The sequence below is a fragment of the Streptomyces sp. NPDC091371 genome (assembly GCF_040684275.1).
Classification (GTDB): domain Bacteria; phylum Actinomycetota; class Actinomycetes; order Streptomycetales; family Streptomycetaceae; genus Streptomyces.
Genome location: NZ_JBFBFP010000012.1, coordinates 61284 through 76520 on the forward strand (window position 1 = coordinate 61284; position 15237 = coordinate 76520).

19 protein-coding genes are annotated in these 15237 nt (G+C 70.8%); 12 read left to right on the forward strand and 7 right to left on the reverse strand.

Translation table 11 applies throughout. From position 1 onward, the window contains the following. Positions 1-18: 18 nt before the first annotated feature. A complete protein-coding gene (locus AB0O21_RS16040; protein WP_365171699.1) occupies positions 19-249 on the reverse strand; it encodes a hypothetical protein in 231 nt (76 codons plus the stop codon). On the opposite strand from AB0O21_RS16040, the gene AB0O21_RS16045 reads away from it, so the two are divergent. Continuing rightward, the gene (locus AB0O21_RS16045; protein ID WP_365171687.1) at positions 196-489 is read left to right on the forward strand and encodes a DoxX family protein; all 294 of its coding nucleotides are present in this window, start codon (positions 196-198) and stop codon (positions 487-489) included. The genes AB0O21_RS16040 and AB0O21_RS16045 overlap by 54 nt on opposite strands. Before the next feature lie 65 nt (positions 490-554). Further along, complete coding sequence (locus AB0O21_RS16050; RefSeq protein WP_365171459.1) at positions 555-968, forward strand: hypothetical protein; 414 nt, start codon at positions 555-557, stop codon at positions 966-968. Positions 969-988: 20 nt separating this feature from the next. Here AB0O21_RS16050 and AB0O21_RS16055 read toward each other — a convergent pair whose 3' ends face one another. Both AB0O21_RS16055 and AB0O21_RS16060 read right to left on the reverse strand, forming a co-directional pair. After that, a complete protein-coding gene (locus tag AB0O21_RS16055; RefSeq protein WP_365171461.1) occupies positions 989-1192 on the reverse strand; it encodes a hypothetical protein in 204 nt (67 codons plus the stop codon). Continuing rightward, entirely contained in the window at positions 1189-1593 is a 405-nt protein-coding gene (locus AB0O21_RS16060; protein WP_365171463.1) for an ATP-binding protein, read from the reverse strand. The genes AB0O21_RS16055 and AB0O21_RS16060 overlap by 4 nt, the downstream gene beginning before the upstream one ends. Positions 1594-1948: 355 nt before the next feature. Between AB0O21_RS16060 and AB0O21_RS16065 the strand changes: the two genes are divergently transcribed. From AB0O21_RS16065 to AB0O21_RS16080, 4 genes are all read left to right on the forward strand, one after another. Further along, entirely contained in the window at positions 1949-2800 is an 852-nt protein-coding gene (locus AB0O21_RS16065; RefSeq protein WP_365171465.1) for a helix-turn-helix transcriptional regulator, read from the forward strand. Positions 2801-2825: 25 nt separating this feature from the next. After that, positions 2826-3029 (forward strand): DUF397 domain-containing protein, encoded by a 204-nt coding sequence (locus AB0O21_RS16070; protein ID WP_365171467.1) that lies wholly within the window; start codon positions 2826-2828, stop codon positions 3027-3029. A 26-nt stretch (positions 3030-3055) separates the two neighbouring features. Beyond that, positions 3056-3256 (forward strand): DUF397 domain-containing protein, encoded by a 201-nt coding sequence (locus AB0O21_RS16075; protein WP_365171469.1) that lies wholly within the window; start codon positions 3056-3058, stop codon positions 3254-3256. A gap of 150 nt (positions 3257-3406) precedes the next feature. Continuing rightward, positions 3407-3820, forward strand: coding sequence for a nuclear transport factor 2 family protein (locus AB0O21_RS16080; RefSeq protein ID WP_365171471.1), 414 nt, complete (start codon positions 3407-3409; stop codon positions 3818-3820). A 31-nt stretch (positions 3821-3851) separates the two neighbouring features. Here the strand turns inward: AB0O21_RS16080 and AB0O21_RS16085 are convergent, their stop codons facing one another. Beyond that, positions 3852-6101, reverse strand: coding sequence for a hypothetical protein (locus AB0O21_RS16085; protein ID WP_365171473.1), 2250 nt, complete (start codon positions 6099-6101; stop codon positions 3852-3854). A 266-nt stretch (positions 6102-6367) separates the two neighbouring features. Further along, positions 6368-8353: a calcium-binding protein gene (locus tag AB0O21_RS16090; RefSeq protein ID WP_365171475.1), complete on the reverse strand. Its 1986-nt coding sequence runs from the start codon at positions 8351-8353 to the stop codon at positions 6368-6370. A gap of 161 nt (positions 8354-8514) precedes the next feature. On the opposite strand from AB0O21_RS16090, the gene AB0O21_RS16095 reads away from it, so the two are divergent. Beyond that, a complete protein-coding gene (locus tag AB0O21_RS16095) occupies positions 8515-8841 on the forward strand; it encodes a hypothetical protein (protein WP_365171477.1) in 327 nt (108 codons plus the stop codon). Between the two features lie 32 nt (positions 8842-8873). On the opposite strand, the gene AB0O21_RS16100 is transcribed toward AB0O21_RS16095, so the two are convergent. After that, a complete protein-coding gene (locus AB0O21_RS16100; RefSeq protein WP_365171479.1) occupies positions 8874-9263 on the reverse strand; it encodes a DUF6223 family protein in 390 nt (129 codons plus the stop codon). 200 nt (positions 9264-9463) lie between these two features. Between AB0O21_RS16100 and AB0O21_RS16105 the strand changes: the two genes are divergently transcribed. The 5 genes from AB0O21_RS16105 to AB0O21_RS16125 all read left to right on the forward strand — a co-directional run bounded on the left by AB0O21_RS16105 (position 9464) and on the right by AB0O21_RS16125 (position 13575). Continuing rightward, positions 9464-10591 (forward strand): sensor histidine kinase, encoded by a 1128-nt coding sequence (locus tag AB0O21_RS16105; protein WP_365171481.1) that lies wholly within the window; start codon positions 9464-9466, stop codon positions 10589-10591. Next, positions 10588-11262 carry a response regulator transcription factor gene (locus tag AB0O21_RS16110; RefSeq protein ID WP_365171483.1) on the forward strand — a complete coding sequence of 225 codons (675 nt, stop codon included), beginning with the start codon at positions 10588-10590 and terminating at the stop codon, positions 11260-11262. Before AB0O21_RS16105 ends, AB0O21_RS16110 begins: the two co-directional genes overlap by 4 nt. A 116-nt stretch (positions 11263-11378) precedes the next feature. After that, positions 11379-12128 carry a hypothetical protein gene (locus AB0O21_RS16115; protein ID WP_365171485.1) on the forward strand — a complete coding sequence of 250 codons (750 nt, stop codon included), beginning with the start codon at positions 11379-11381 and terminating at the stop codon, positions 12126-12128. Between the two features lie 103 nt (positions 12129-12231). Then, positions 12232-12984: a hypothetical protein gene (locus AB0O21_RS16120; RefSeq protein ID WP_365171487.1), complete on the forward strand. Its 753-nt coding sequence runs from the start codon at positions 12232-12234 to the stop codon at positions 12982-12984. A gap of 30 nt (positions 12985-13014) precedes the next feature. Then, a complete protein-coding gene (locus tag AB0O21_RS16125) occupies positions 13015-13575 on the forward strand; it encodes a hypothetical protein (protein ID WP_365171489.1) in 561 nt (186 codons plus the stop codon). Between the two features lie 15 nt (positions 13576-13590). Here AB0O21_RS16125 and AB0O21_RS16130 read toward each other — a convergent pair whose 3' ends face one another. Beyond that, positions 13591-15186, reverse strand: a complete 1596-nt coding sequence (locus AB0O21_RS16130; protein ID WP_365171493.1) for a beta-N-acetylhexosaminidase — start codon at positions 15184-15186, stop codon at positions 13591-13593. Positions 15187-15237: the final 51 nt, after the last annotated feature.

The window sequence follows — 15237 nt, forward strand, 5'->3', positions numbered from 1 at the left end:
CACGCCCGCCCGGCGAGATCACAGCCCCATGGTCACTGTCCCGCCGTAAAGGACATCGATATGGATGGCGTCGAAGGCGGGCCTCGACCTCGTCAGCGAGGTCACCCACGCGTTGTAGCGGCGGGTGCCGGCCAGGTCTGGACACTGCGGATCCTGCTCGCGCTCTTCTTCGCCCTGGCCAGCGCGCTGCCCAAACTGCTCGCGCTCCCCGCCTCCACGACCGTTTTCGACGCCATCGGTGTAGGCCACTGGTTCATGTACCTGACCGGACTGGTCGAGCTGGCCGGAGCGGTCGGCCTGCTGGTCCGCCGACTGGCCGGGCCGGCCGCGACCGCGCTGATCGTCTTCCTGGCGTTCGCGTTCGTCACCCAGCTCACCGCGATGCACGGCGAGAACGCCGGGACCCCGTTCATCTTCATGGTGCCCCTGGCCGTCATCGCCTGGCACCGGCGCGCCGAGACGGCCGAACTGCTCCGCCGCTCGCGCTGACCTGGTCCCCGTCCCCTACTGGCGGACGCCCTGACTGTCAGCAGGCAGTGCTAGCGTCCGCACGCATGACTGATTTCACCCACAGGCGGCAGATCACCTCGGTCGAGCAGCTCGATCCCGTCCAGGTTGAGCAGCTCAGGCTGTGCGGAGCCGCCTACGACGGCGAGGACCTCCCGGCCGAGCGGCGTCTGAATCCGGACGACCCCGACGACGAAGCGGCCCTCTACTCCTGCGAACTGTGGGACTTGGAATCCAACGGATCGCGCGTGTACGAGGCATGGTTCTACCAGTCGGACAGCGGGTCGGTCTTCCGGGCCGGAACCACCGAGATGGTCGCCCAGGTCATCCAGTGCGGCCTGGAATGCGAGGACGGGGACGTCGAGATGGAGCTGGGTGCGGCGATGGTGCGGGCCGGCCTGCTGCCGTCCGGCGACTCGTCGTACCAGCGTTTCCGCCGGGCCGTCGACGCGACGCCGTAGGCCGCAGGCCGACGCACACGTCACGGGGTCGGGAAGGCCCGCTGGAAGTCGGTGACGATCCGGCGGTAGCCGGTGTGTCCGGTCTGGCGGGCATGGCGCAGGGCCCATACGGCGGGCCCGTCGTCGTCATCGGCCGGCCCGGACCCGGCGAGGCAGGAGGTGCACTCGACCTCGTAGATCGCCTCGCTCCCGGTCCGGTCGGGGGTCAGCAGCCAGGCCGTCACGGCGCGGCCTTCACGGACAACTCGGCCCACACCCGCTTCCCGGGCCCGACCCGCTCCCCGACGGCCCACCGATCGGCGACGGCCGCCACCAGATAGAGCCCGCGCCCGCCGTCATCGCCCTGCTCCGGCGCCCCGACCACGGGCCGAGCGGGACTGGTGTCATGCACCTCGACCCGCACCCCGTTCTCAAGCCGCACGTACCTGGTCTCGATCCCCCGGTCGCGGGGAGCGACGGCGTGCCGTACGGCGTTGGTGACGAGCTCGGAGGCCACGAGCAGGGCGTCCCCCTCCAGCTCGGAGAGCCCCCAGTCGGCCAGAGCCTTGCGCAGCTCGGCCCGCGCGAGCGGAACGGCCCGCACGTCCCGCCGCCACCGCCGCACCACTTCGTGCTGTTCGCTCACCGCGCCACCGCCCGTCCGTGGATCACGCGGGGCCCGAGGTCGATCCCGTACGTCGCGAGGACGAGCACTTGCCTTCGCCACCATTGCCGTAGCGGTGGCACCAGCCCGATAAGATGCAGCACGTTGACGCTCCTTGGTAAGCGTTGGCCATGCCCCCGGACCGGTCGCACGGTCGCGGGGGTCTTCTGTTGCAGACATTCCGATCATCACTCACCGTTCCGAGTCGGCACTTTGAGTGATGCAAGCCCAGACTCCTCCGCTCGCGCGCAATTCGCAAGCGCCTCTTTGGAACTCGTCCCAAGATCTTTTGCGGCGGGTAACCTCTTGTGACACCAGTCCAGTTGGGGAGATTCCAATGTCCGAGAGCAGACCAACTGTTCGACGTCGTCGGCTCGCAGCGCTCCTGGTCAAGTTCCGCGAGGAGGCCGGCAGAACGCCCGAGGAAGCAGCTGAGCGCATCGGCTGCCACAGGACGAAGATCAACCGCATCGAGAACGCTCGGCTTGGGATCTCGCTCGGCGAACTGCGGGACCTGCTGACGTTCTACGGCCTCACGAGCGACACGCAGATTGACGAGATGGTCACGCTCGCCCGACGCGGACGAGCTCCCGGCTGGGTGCAGCGGGCGAGCCTGGCCCGACCGTCCTACTCCGACTTCATCGGATACGAGGAGACATCCGACTACATCCGCTCGTTCCAATCGAACCTGATCGCAGGCCTGTTGCAGACCGCCGATTACGCGCGGGCCGTGATCAACGCCGCACAGGCAGGGCTGAGCAGCGACGAAGTCGACGCGCTGGTCACCGCGCGCATGGAGCGCCAAAGCGTCCTCCAGCAGCCCAAACCGCCACGGCTCTCCGTCATCCAAGGCGAGGCCGCGCTGCGAATTTCCGTGGGAGGCCGTTCAACCATGGGCCAGCAGCTCGACCACCTGGTCGAGATGGCGCAGCACCCGCTCATCGAACTGCAGGTGATCCCCGACCGAGCTGGCGCGCACGCCGGACTGTTCGGTTCGTTTGTCCTCTTCGGCTTCCCCAACCGGGACTTCTCTGACGTCGTATGCGTCGAACACCGCACAGGAACACTGTTCATGGAGACCCCGGAAGAGACGGCAGAATATACGCTGATCTTCGATTCGCTCCGAACCATCGCGCTGAGCCCCGACGACAGCCTGGACCTGATCGCCAGCGTGCGCGGGGCGCTGTAGCCGCACGTTGGAGAGGACAAGACCGATGCGAACCCCCCTTCCCCACGGCATCACGTGGCACAAGAGCAGCTACAGCGGCTCCGGCGGCGACTGCGTCGAGGTGGCGGAGGCCACCGACGGCGGGCGGGCTGTCCGGGACAGCAAAGACACCACCCGCCCCGGCATCCGCTGCGCCGCCCCCGCCTGGGCCGCCTTCATCAACGGCCTCAAGGGACTGACGCACTCCTGACCCCACACCCGGAGAGGACACCATCCGTGCGTACCCTCACTGCACCCGGCATCGCTTGGCACAAGAGCAGCTACAGCGGCGACCAGGGAAACTGCGTCGAGGTGGCCAGGACCACCGACGGAGGACTCGCTGTCCGGGACAGCAAGGGCACCACCCGCCCCGGCATCCGCTGCGCCGCCCCCGCCTGGGCCGCCTTCATCGGCGGCCTCCGGCCCTCCAGGCCCTGATGCTGCTCCGCGCAATTTCATGGCGCGGCGTTCCGCACCCACGCCCATCACTCCACGTGCACGCGCGTTACACGGACACCGACGCCGACTTGCCCCCGCGAAATCGGTGTGCACACGCTTGACGTGGGGCGCAACAGCATAGGAGGAGCCATGGCCGACAACGCTGCGATCGTGAAGGGCCTCTATGAAGCGATTGCGAAGGGTGACTTCGACACGGTCCTCGGAGCCCTGGACGAGCAGGTCGAATGGAATGAGGCCGAGCACGGGCCCTACTGGCCGGGCAAGGCGTTCATCGGGCCGCAAGCCGTCGCCGAGGGTGTCTTCGCCCGGATTCCCCAGGACTTCAATGTCTTCCGCATCGAGGTGCAGCGCATCGTCGGGCTCGGCGACACGGTGCTGGCCGAGGTGAGATATCACGGCACAGCGAAGGCGACGAGCCGGAACTTCAATGCACAGGCTGCGCACGTGTGGGACTTCCGCGCCGGGAAATGCGTACGCTGGCAGCAGTACGTGGACACATGGCAGATCGCACACGTTACAGACTTCACCCCGCCCGCCAGCTGAACACCCCTCGCGCTCCCGCGATGAGCGACCGTCAGAGGGGGTAGGACTTCGGCTGGAGTCCGCGCGCCCTTCGGAAGCGGGAGACGGTCGCCCAGGCCAGCCTGGGGTTGACCTCGAAGCTCGAACGGACTTTCGCGAGCTGTGCGAGGGAGCCGTCGCCCGACGCGGCGGCAAGCCGTTTCACCTCGGCCTCCACCAGGGAGTTGTCGAAGGTGTCGATCAGCGTCGCACAGAAGTAGACGTAGGCGGCCGTCTCCAGGCGTAGCCGGTTCAACTTGTCGTGGGTGGACCGGGCGAACTCGGGGGTCTCCGTCGATGAGGTCAGCCCGTCGGTAAGACGTCCCACGGCCAGGAGAAGCGAGGGGGCGGTCGGTGGCGGAGCATTGGTCAGCAGCTCGTCGAGTGTGCAGATGAACTGCCCGGTCTCCGGCTCGAAGTCGAGTCGCTGCGCCGCCACCTCGATCGCGAGGGCCTTCCGGGTGAGATCCGCGTGCACCATCGACCGGGTGAGCGCCTCCAACGACTTGTTCACAGTCGGGTCCCTGTGTGCGATCAGGATGAGTTCACGTGCCACGCGGATGAGGTCCCGCGGGAGTCCGCCGGAGAGCACATGGCACAGGCACAGGAAAGCCTCGGGCATTCCGATGACCCAGCGGCGCATCAAGGTCTGCGACAAACTCAGCTCGGCCGGGCACACGGTGATCACCGTGTCCAAGGAGGAGTCGAAGGCATCTCGGACGGGCAGCCCCCGTCGTTCGAAAGAGCTCATCGCGTTATCGGAGATGGAGATCAGGTAGAAGCACTCCTGCTCGCCGAAGATCCCCTTGATGTCGTTGATGAACTGATAGACCTGATCGTCGGAATCTATCTTGTCCAGTTCATCGATCCCGATGAAGACCCGGTTGTTGACAGCCAGTTTGCGGAGGAACTCGTTGAGTCTCGCCACGAGCTCCGGGAATCCCATGGGCTTCTCGGTCATCGTGACGTTCGTCGAGACTCCGCCCTCCAGTCCCACCGGGGTCTTCACACCGGCCGACCACGTACGGGAGACCGACTGCTGGTAGGCAAGCCCGCGGAGCAGTTCGGCAGCCTCGGCGGCGGTCTCTCCGTACTTCTCCTTGTTCGCGCTGAACTCGTCGGGCGGCTCCCGCCCATGGCGGTTGCGGAAGATCAGCCAGAGCGGGATCCCGGCCAATGAGACCAGGAGCAGCGTGAGCGCGGGCGCGAGGTTCGGCGAGAGCTTCCACCCGGCGAGACTGGTCACCAGCAGGAAAGTTCCCCACCCCAGGGTGAACGTGAGGACCGACATGGCAACCAAGTCCACGACCCTGCGCCGCTGGTGGGCCTCCCACTCGCGGCCGACGAGCGCCTGGTCCGCCTTCTCGGGTGCGACTGCGGAACACACCCTGGTGAACAGCAGCAGGACGAACTCCCGGGCGTCGTACTTGACCGGCGCGTGCAGCAGGACACGAACCGACGGTTTGTCTGCCGTGGAGTCACTCGGCGGTGCGTGTTCCTTTGAGCAGAACTGCCGCAGCAGCGTGGTCTTGCCGACGCCACGCGGACCTGCGATTCCGATGCTCCCGCCCGGCATCATGCGGATCCGCCGATCGGCGTCCTTCTCAGCCGGTACTTCGATGTGGAACAACGGGCTCTTCATGCCCTCCAGGCCGCCGGCCTCCGCGATGTCGAGCGTCAGGGAGTAGGAGGGGCCACGGCGGTTGATCTGCTCGCGCAGCAGCCCCGCCACTGCTCTCCGCAGTGCGGACCTCCAGTCCTGCCTGGCCGTCTCCACCCCACTCTGCATCAAGGCGTAGTCGGCCCCATCCACCGACAGGCCACGTCGCAAACGGCGGGTTCTCCGGTCCATCAGCCTGATCGCGAGGGAAGACACGCACATACCGACGCCGATCGACGTGATGAACCACGTGGTGTTGTCCGGACCATTTCGACCGTAGGAGAGCGGGACGGCAAGGGCAAGGATCAGCCCGACGCCGACGAAAAGCCACGAAATCGATAGCAGTCTGATTGTCGAGGTTTCGATCTCGCGCAACTGCGGGCCCATGTCCCCGAAGGCCTGTTCCCGTTCTTGGAGGCGGCTGCGTTCGGCCGATGTGGCCGCTTCAATCACTTCCGTGCGCTTCCCGAGCTCCTTCCGCAGCTCGTCCGCCGAAACCACCATGTCGGCCATTGCCGACGCGATCTCCTTGTCGGCCAACTCGGCGGTGATTGCGTCGTCAATCTCTTCCTGCTGGGTCTTTTGCTGCTCAACTTCCGCCATCGCTCCGCCTCCTCCTCCAGAATGGCTCTTCCACGGCAGGCGGGCTAACGGTGGCCGTTCAGGGCCGGATGCCACTACGCCTCGTGGCCGCGGGTGCTCGCGTGCGCGGCGAGCGCATGTGCGTGACCGTTCGAGGGGGACCCCGCACAGGCTCCTTCGGGCTCATGGAACTCCGCCGTGCGCGGACCGTGGCGCGGACAGCAGGAACCCCCGCCTGTACCGGCCGGCGGGGGTCCTGTCTGCGTTCCGAGATGAGCAGGGGTCCGCTACGGGCAGCTCACGCGCGTGTCGCCCGGGTCGGTCGTGCAGGTGTCCGTGCCGTAGCCGCCGTTGGCGGTGTCGTTGCCGGAGACGTTGTCGACCGTGTTGAGCACGTCGTTGCCGTAGTTGCCGGTCAGGATGTCGTTTCCGGTGTTGCCGTTCAGCGTGTCGTCGCCGAAGCCTCCGTCGACGTTGTCGTTGCCGGGGCCGGCGTGGACGGTGTCGTTGCCGTAGCCGGGCCGGATGGTGTCGTTGCCGCTGAGGCCGCAGACCACGTCGGTGAAGTAGCCCCCGGTCAGGGTGTCCGCGCCGCTGGTGCCGATGATCGTGCAGCCGCGCGCGTTGTTGACCGTGGTGGTCGCCGTGGCGGTGTTGTTGCCCGGGACGGGGTCGGCCGGGGAGGAGCTCGCCGTGGCCGTGTCGGACAGGGTGCCCGTGGTCCGGGGTTCGGCGACCACCGTCACCGTGGCCTGGGCGCCCGCGGCCAGGGTGCCCAGGGTGCAGTTGGCGCTGGTGGCGGCCGCCGTGCAGGTGCCCTGGGTGGATACGGCGGACAGCAGCGTGCCCCCGGCGCCGGTGAGGGTGTCGGAGAGGGAGACCCCGGTGGCGGCGGTGGTGCTGATGTTGGTCACCTGGATCGTGTAGGTGGCCTGGTCGCCGATGCTGACTGCGGTGGTTCCGGACTTGGTGACCGACAATACGTCCACGGGGGCCGGCGGCTCGCTGCCTCCGCCGCCCAGGTAGCGGGCCACGGCACGGTTCGCGGCGGAAGATCCGGGGTTGCCGGAGACGCCGGCGGCGAGGATCTTGCCATCGGACTGCAGGGCCACGGCTCCGGCCGCGTCCGAGGGAGTCCCGAAGTCGGTGGTCAGCCGTCCGTCACCGTCGAAGCCGGTGTCCAGGCTGCCGTTGGAGTTGAAGCGCGCCAGCGCGAAATCCCCCGCGTACTGGCCGGCGGCGACGATCCGGCCGTCGGACTGCAGCGCCATGCCCGAAGCCCACGTGTATTCGGGGCCGAATGAGGTGGTCGCCCTACCGTCGCCGTCGAAGGTCGGGTCGAAGGCTCCGTTGGCGGTGAACCGGGCCGCCGCGAAGGCGTTGCCGGCCGTGCCGGCGGTGACGATCTTGCCGTCGGGCTGCAGGGCCACGCCCGTGGCCGCGGATCCAAAGCCCGTGATCACTCGGCCGTCACCGTCGAAGCCGGTGTCCAGGCTGCCGTTCTCGTTGTAGCGGGCCAGTGTGAAGCCGGCGGTGCTGACCCCGGCCGCGACGATCTTGCCGTCGGGCTGCAAGGCCAGGTCCTGGACCCCGTCGCAGCAACCGCCCTCGATTTCGGTGGTCACCTTGCCCCCGGCACCGAAGCCGGTGTCCAGGCTGCCGTTGGCGTTGTAGCGCGCCAGCGACCACACCCCGATGCTCTCCCCACCGGCGACGATCTTTCCGTCGGGCTGGACGGCCACCGCCAGGGCGGTCTCGATCGCGTCGGGATCGATCTCCGTGACCACCTTGCCGCCCGTACCGAAGTCGGTGTCCAGGCTGCCGTCGGTGTTGTACCGGGCCGCCAGCCAGGCCCCGTTGCCGGATTCGTTGGCGGTGCCGCCGACGGCGACGATCTTGCCGTCGGGCTGCAGGGCCACGGCCGCGCCCTCGTCATTGCCGATGTCGAAGTCGGTGGTGACGATGCCGTCGCCGCCGAAACTCGGATCCAGCCCGCCGTCGGTGTTGTAGCGCACCAGCGCGAAGTCGGTGGAGGTCTCTTCGAAGTTGGCCCTGCCGATGGTGACGATCTTGCCGTCCGGTTGTACGACCATGCCTCCGGTGGTCTCGTAGCCGGTCACGTCCGTGATGACCTTGCCGTCGCCGCTGAACGCGGGGTCCAGGTCGCCGGGGGCGGCCGTCGCCACCGCCGGCAGGCTCAGTACGAGCGCCAGCCCGGCGGCGGTCACCGCGCCGACGCGCCCGGCCCGGCGCCGTGAGGGGTACAGGGGCATGGGGGGAGCACTCCATCCGTCGGTTCCTGGGGCCCCACCACCTTTCGGGGGCGCCGGCCCCGAGCGGGGCAAGGCCGCGCCGCCGCTGCGCCCACTGGACCTCCGCATTCCACCCCCAGGAGTGACGGCACGATCCGACCGCGGCCGTGAGAGTCTTCGGCATGCCCTACCACCTGCGGTTCTTCTTCGAGTACGGCGTCGACACCCCGCTCTGGCCGGGCCCGGCGCACGCGGCCGATTTCGACAGCCCCTACGGATACCCGTGCGCGCTGGAGGCGCTCCCCCTCACTCCGGTGACCCGGGCCGAGCTCGCCCGGCTGGCCGAGCGGTACCAGACCTCGCTCGACTGGGACGACCCCGGGGGCCCCTCGCCCTGGACCCCCGCACAGACGGAGGCGTTCCTGGCGGAGGCCGACGCGGCCCTGGAGGTGCTGCGCCGCGAGCTCGGCGCGGGCTGGACGGTCGAGGACCAGAGGGTCCCGCGCTGACGGCGGCAACGACGTTTCGCCGCCGGGGCGGACTACCGCGTCGGCACGCGCCGGATGCGGGCCAGGGCGAGGCCGCCGAGGGCCGTGCCGGCAAGTCCCACCAGCAGGGCCACGTACGCCCCGCCGAGCCCGTTTCCGGTACCGAGACCGCCGTCGGCGGTGGCCGCGACCAGGGCGCCGATGGCCATCCCGACCGGTCCGGCCACCAGGGCCGCGACGGCCCCGCCGCGCCCGAAGCCGCTGCGGGAACGCCCGGCGGCGCGGGCCAGGGCCATCCCGCCGAGGACCACGGCGGTCAGCCCCAGCAGACCGCCCACGACGGACCCGATGCGCCCGGCGCTCATGGTGTAGACGTCGGCGGCGAGCGGCTGGACCGGGGTGAGCGCCGCCGCGGGTTCGGCAAGCATCGACCGGAGTGACATGGGGTGCTCCTTCTGCGACTTCCACGACTGGACTTCCTCCGAGGATGTCCGCCCGCCCCACCCCCGGTCGTCCCTCGGACGCAGACACTTCGGGCTGCCGCGGGCGCGGCAGGAAACGCGGAAGTACTGCGCACGCGGTAGTCGGCCACTCGTACGCCAGGGGGACTCCCCCGCACCGGCATCCGGCTAGTTTTACGCCCATGAACAGAGGGCGGTTCGCCGTGTCGGCCGGTGTCAGGGACTGGGTGGTCGCCGTCGGCGTGGCGGCGGCGCTGCTGGTCACCGGGCTGGCGAAGCAGCCCTCCGCCCCGCGGCCCGACCTGTTCGGCTACGCGCTGCTGACGCTCGGCGGCCTGGCCCTGGCGGCCGGACGCCGGGCCCCGGTCGCCGTGCTGGCCTTCACCGGGCTGTGCGCGGTGGGCTACCAGGCGGCCGGTTTCGACGTCGCGGCCGTCGCGTACCTGTTCGCGGTGTACGCGGCCATGCGGGCCGGACACCGCCTCGCCACGGTCGCGGCGAGCGTGGCCGTACTGGCCGCCCTCCCGCTCGCCGCCCTGGCCTCCGGCCTCCACGACACGGGCGAGGCGTTCGCACAGGCCCGCGGTGCCCTCGAAATCGCCTGGCTGATCGCCGCCGGCGCCGCCGGCGAGGCCCTCCGCCAGGCCGAGCGGCGGGCGGACGAAGCCGAACGCACCCGGGAGGAGACCGCGCGGCGCCGCGCCGACGAGGAACGGCTGCGCATCGCAAGGGAGTTGCACGATTCGCTCACCCACCAGATCTCGATCGTCAAGCTGCAGGCCGAAGTCGCCGTCCACGTGGCCCGGAAGCGGGGCGAACAAGTACCGGAGGCCCTGCTGGCGATCCAGCAGGCCGGCCGTGAGGCGAACAGGGAACTGCGCGCGACCCTGGAGGCGCTCCGCGATGACGACACCACCCCGCCCCGCGGGCTCGACGCCATTGCCGAGCTGGTGGAACAGGCCCGCGGCATCGGCCTGGACGCGACGCTGACGATCGGGGGACAGCGCGACGACGTGCCGGCCGCGGTGGGCCGGACCGTCTACCGGGTCGTCCAGGAGTCGCTCACCAACATCGCCCGCCACGCGCACGCCGACACGGCCTCGGTCCGGATCGACTGCCGTCCGGACGCCGTCACGGCACGCATCGACGACGACGGCAAGGCCACACCGGACGCCGCCCCGGCACCCGGCGTCGGGCTCCTCGGCATGCGCGAACGCGTCACGGCCCTCGGCGGCCGGCTGCGGGCGGAACCCCGCGGCGAGGGCGGCTTCACCGTCCTCGCCGAACTCCCCTTGGAGAGGACCTCGTGATCCGTGTCCTGCTGGTCGACGACCAGGCGCTCATCCGCAGCGGGTTCCGCGCGCTCCTCGACCTCGAGGACGACATCGAGGTGGTGGCCGAGGCGGCCGACGGCGCCACGGGCGTGGAGCTGGCCAGGACCCACCTGCCCGACATCGCGCTCATCGACATCCAGATGCCGGTCGTCGACGGCATCGAGGCGACCAGGCGCATCGCCGCGGACCCGGCCCTGGCCGGCGTGCACGTCGTCATCCTGACCAACTACGGCCTGGACGAGTACGTCTTCGACGCGCTGCGCGCGGGCGCGGCCGGATTCCTCGTCAAGGACATCGTGCCGGAGGACTTCCTGCACGCCGTACGCGTCGCGGCGCGCGGCGACGCGCTGCTCGCACCCTCCATCACCCGCAAGCTGATCAACCGCTACGTCGCCCAGCCGCCCCCCGCCGCCGGCTCCACCGGCCCCGGCACGGGGCTGGAAGGCCTGACCGGCCGCGAGCGCGAGGCCGTCGTCCTGGTCGCGCAGGGCCTGTCCAACGACGAGATCGCGGACCGCATGGTGATCAGCCCCCTGACGGCGAAGACCCACGTCAACCGGGCGATGACCAAGCTCCGCGCCCGCGACCGCGCCCAACTCGTGGTCCTCGCCTACGAATCCGGCCTCGTCGCCCCGGGCCGGGGTTGACCTGCACGCATGGGCCGATGCCTGGCGCCGCGCACGGTTCCCGGCCCCGGCGGCCGCCGTCCGGGCGCCGTGTACGCTCACCGCTTCACCTGCGCGTATCCCAGGGGGGGATCACCTTGTCCGTTCGTGCCGCCGCCGTGCCCGTGGGCGTGTGCCTCGCCGTTCTCGCCCTCACCGCCTGCGGCTCCGCGGAGTCGGCCACGAGCGACAAGAACGCTGCCGCCTCCGCCGCCGACCCCTATGCCGGCAAGACGCCCGAGGAGATCCAGCTGCTCGCCTACGACGAGACGCGGACCGCGCAGTTCAAGAAGGCGCGGGCCCGGCTGACGGGCGACGGGGTGACCCGTTCGCTCGACCTCTCCTTCGTCGGGTTGGACTGCGCGGGCACCTTCAGCGGCGAAGGCATCGGCAGCACGGAGATCCACGCCACCTCCGACATCGTCCACGTCAAGCGCGACGCCGAAGCCTGGCGGGCAGCCCTCACGGGAACGAAGGCCGAGGAGGACGCGATGGTCGAACGGGCCGCCGGCCGCTGGATGAAACTGACCGCCGACCAGGCGGACACGAAGGGCATCGCCAAGGAGTGCCAACTCCACGACCCCATGGTGCTGCTGGAGGAACCTACCCCCGAGATCACCAGGGGGACCTCCGCCGTCGTCGACGGGCGCCCCGCCATCACGCTGATGTACCGGGGTGCGCAGGGCGGCACCGTGACCGAGTACGTTGCCGCGCAGGGCCGCCCCTACCTGCTGAAGCGGACCGAGACCGGCCGGATCCAGTCCGAGATCACCTACCACGACTTCGAGAAGATCACCCAGATCTGGCCGCCCGCCGACAGCGAGCTCGTCGCCGCCGACGGGATCTGACCGGCCACCGGTGTCCGATGGGTGATCGCCAAGATCGCGGAGGGGCGGCGTTGGCCTAGGGTGCCCGACTGTCTACAGGTGCGAGCAGTGGGGAGTGGCGGCGGTGTGGGATCCGGATGCGACGGAGGTCCTGCCGAGCGCGGCGGGCCCTGAGGTGGAGTCGACGCGGACGCTGCCGCGGATCGAGGCGGACGCGCGCCGGCGGCCCGCGCGCCGCCCCCGCCGGATACCGAAGGGGGTGTGGGCCGCAGCCGCGCTGGCGGCCTGCGCGGCCGGCGGTCTCGCGGTCGGCGCCCTGACCGCCGGTCCGGCCGAGCAGCCCGCTGCCGGGAAGCTGCCCTCCGTCCCCCCGTCGCCGACCGGGGCCCCGGGCGCGGCCGCGTCGACACCCGCGTCCACGCCCACCCCCTCGCCCACGCCCTCACCCACGGGCCCGGCCGCCTACCGGGTGACCCTGCGGACGGCCGACGTCGCGGAGGGCGGCACGGACGCCGACGTCCAGGGGCGGCTCACCGACGAGGCCGGGCGCACCTCCGAGTGGACGGTCCTGGACACCCGCGACCACAACGACTTCGAAGCCGGGGCCGGCGCCACCTACGTGATCGTCACTCCGCCCGGCTTCGGCCGCCCGGCCTCCTTCCAGCTGTGGAAGGGGGGCAAGGACGCCTGGGCCGTCGAGGCCGGCGTGCGCCTCACCGGCCCCGCCGGGTACGCGGCGGTGTGGCGCCCGGAAGGCGGCCCGTCCGGCAGCCCGACCCGGCTGTGGATCACCGGGGGCGAGCGGGCCCCGGCCGACGGCACCCCGGTGTTCACCACGTACAGCCCGAACGGGACACTCTCCCCGAGCACGCCCTGACACCGCCCGTCGAGCCCCGTGGGAGCCGCCATGCCGCCCCGTACCCGCCCCGGCCGCGTGGCCGCCCCGCTGCTGTCGGCCGTGATCGTCGCCGGCGGGCTGACCGGCTGTTCGCAGCTGTGGCCCTTCTCCGACTGCGAGGGGACCGAAGCCCGGGTGAAGAAGCTGGAGGAGCGGTCGCTCCCCCTGCTCACCTCTCCCCCGCCCGGCGCGACGTCCCCTCGGACCGTGGACGGCAGCGTCTACGCCCAGTGCACGCAGGACAGCGGCTACGCCTGGCTGTCCGCCGGACGGATCCACGTATACGCCGGATCCCGCCAGAACGTACTCGACCACTACCGCAAGGCCGCGGAGGCGGACGGCTGGAAGTTCGAGCCCGAGCCGTGGGCCCGGGACGAGCCGATGTCGGCGTGCTTCACGAAGAACGAGGACGGCGAGGCGAAGCAGCTCAATGTCACCTTCGAGGGGCCGGCGGAATTCGCGGAGTACTACGGGCAGGAGGCCGGGCTGGAGTTCGCCTCCGGTTCCGGTTTCCGTGTGGAGATCGGCGCGGACGTCGGGCGGGAGAGCGTCAGCTGCTGGGGCCCCTGAGGTCACCGCCCTCCGTCACTGCCACGGAACGTCCGGCGCCCGGTAGAAGGCGATGTCCTGGGCGTCCAGGAAGGGCGCCTGCGCCGCCAGGCGGTGGCGGTACGTGTCCCAGTCCAGCGCGCCGGCCGGTGACCAGCCCAGTTCCGCGAGGCTCAGGAGCCGGGGGAAGGCCATGAACTCCCAGTCGGGGCGCGTCGCGATGGTCTCCGACCACAGCGGGGCCTCCACGCCCAGGACGGCGGATTCCGGGACTCCGGGCAGGTAGGCGCCCGGGTTCCAGTCGTACGAGCGCTTCACCGGGACCAGGCCGGCCCAGGCCAGGCCCGGCTTCGTGGTCAGGTCGTACTTCATGTCGAGGTAGAGCCGGTCCGCCGGGGACAGGATCACCGGGTGGCCCGCCCCGGCCGCCGTCGCCACGCGGGTCTTCTCTGCCGCCGGGGTGCGGTCGTGGCCCCAGTACTGGAGCACCGCGCCCGGCGCCGGGCGGGCCGCCGACAGCTGGTGCCAGGCCACCACCGTCTTGCCGTGGCGGGCCACGACCGCCTGGGCGCGGTCCATGAAGGCCGCGTAGTCGGCGGCCGGGGTGGAGTGGGCCTCGTCGCCGCCGATGTGGAGGTAGCGGCCCGGGGTGAGCTCGGCGAGCTCGCCGAGGACCTGGTCGACGAACTCGTACGTCCGCTCCTTGGCGACGCACAGCGAGCTGAAGCCGACCTTGACGCCGGTGTAGCGGGCGGGGGCCTTCCCGTCGCAGGTGAGTTCCGCGTAGGAGGCGAGCGCCGCGTTCACGTGGCCCGGCATGTCGATCTCCGGGACCACGTCCACGTACCGCTCCGCCGCGTAGGCGACGAGGTCCCGGTACTCGGCCTTCGTCCAGTGGCCGCCGGGCCCGCCGCCGACCTCGCTGCCGCCCCCGTACTCCGCCAGCCGCGGCCAGGAGTCGATCACGAGGCGCCAGCCCTGGTCGTCGGTCAGGTGCACGTGCAGGGTGTTGACCTTGTACTGGGCGAGCTGGTCCACGTACCTCTTGACCTGCTCCACCGTGAAGAAGTGGCGGGCGATGTCGACCATCGCCCCCCGGTACGCGAACCGCGGCGCGTCGGTGATCTCCCCGCCCGGCACCGTCCCCGGGCCGGCCGCCGGCAGCAGCTGCCGCAGCGTCTGCCCGGCGTGGAAGAGCCCCGCCGGGGTGCGGGCGGTGAGGGTGACCCCGTCCGGGCGGGACTCCAGCCGGTAGCCCTCCTGTCCCACCCCCCGCGCGTCCTCGTCGACGCGCAGCCGGATCCCGTGCCCCTCGGCCCCGTCGACCACCGGCAGCGGCAGGCCGGTGGGGCGGCGCAGCTGCTCCGCGAGGAGCTCGCCGACCTTGCGGACCTCCTCGCCCGAGCCCCGGGGCGTACGGATGACCGTGCCCGGGCCGACGGCGTACCCGGGGCCCTCGGCCCGGGCGGAGACCGGGGCGGGCAGGAGCCGTTCGAAGGGGGTCAGGGCGGCTCGGCGCCCGGCTCCCGCTCTGGCGTCGTCGCCACGGGCGGCCGTGCAGGCCGCGGAGGCGCCGAGGACGCCGAGGGCCAGGAGGGTTCCGAGTGCGCGTCGCAGTCGCAGGACTCTCATGGCCCTAGGTATAGGCCAGTTGGCCCGTCCAGGTGAGTGGGAGAATCGCCG

Coding starts and splice junctions, on each gene's coding strand:
- AB0O21_RS16050 (WP_365171459.1), top strand. CDS start 555: ATGACTGATTTCACCCACAGGCGGCAGATCACCTCGGTCGAGCAGCTC.
- AB0O21_RS16065 (WP_365171465.1), top strand. CDS start 1,949: ATGTCCGAGAGCAGACCAACTGTTCGACGTCGTCGGCTCGCAGCGCTC.
- AB0O21_RS16070 (WP_365171467.1), top strand. CDS start 2,826: ATGCGAACCCCCCTTCCCCACGGCATCACGTGGCACAAGAGCAGCTAC.
- AB0O21_RS16080 (WP_365171471.1), top strand. CDS start 3,407: ATGGCCGACAACGCTGCGATCGTGAAGGGCCTCTATGAAGCGATTGCG.
- AB0O21_RS16085 (WP_365171473.1), bottom strand. CDS start 6,101: ATGGCGGAAGTTGAGCAGCAAAAGACCCAGCAGGAAGAGATTGACGAC.
- AB0O21_RS16090 (WP_365171475.1), bottom strand. CDS start 8,353: ATGCCCCTGTACCCCTCACGGCGCCGGGCCGGGCGCGTCGGCGCGGTG.
- AB0O21_RS16095 (WP_365171477.1), top strand. CDS start 8,515: ATGCCCTACCACCTGCGGTTCTTCTTCGAGTACGGCGTCGACACCCCG.
- AB0O21_RS16100 (WP_365171479.1), bottom strand. CDS start 9,263: ATGTCACTCCGGTCGATGCTTGCCGAACCCGCGGCGGCGCTCACCCCG.
- AB0O21_RS16105 (WP_365171481.1), top strand. CDS start 9,464: ATGAACAGAGGGCGGTTCGCCGTGTCGGCCGGTGTCAGGGACTGGGTG.
- AB0O21_RS16125 (WP_365171489.1), top strand. CDS start 13,015: ATGCCGCCCCGTACCCGCCCCGGCCGCGTGGCCGCCCCGCTGCTGTCG.
- AB0O21_RS16130 (WP_365171493.1), bottom strand. CDS start 15,186: ATGAGAGTCCTGCGACTGCGACGCGCACTCGGAACCCTCCTGGCCCTC.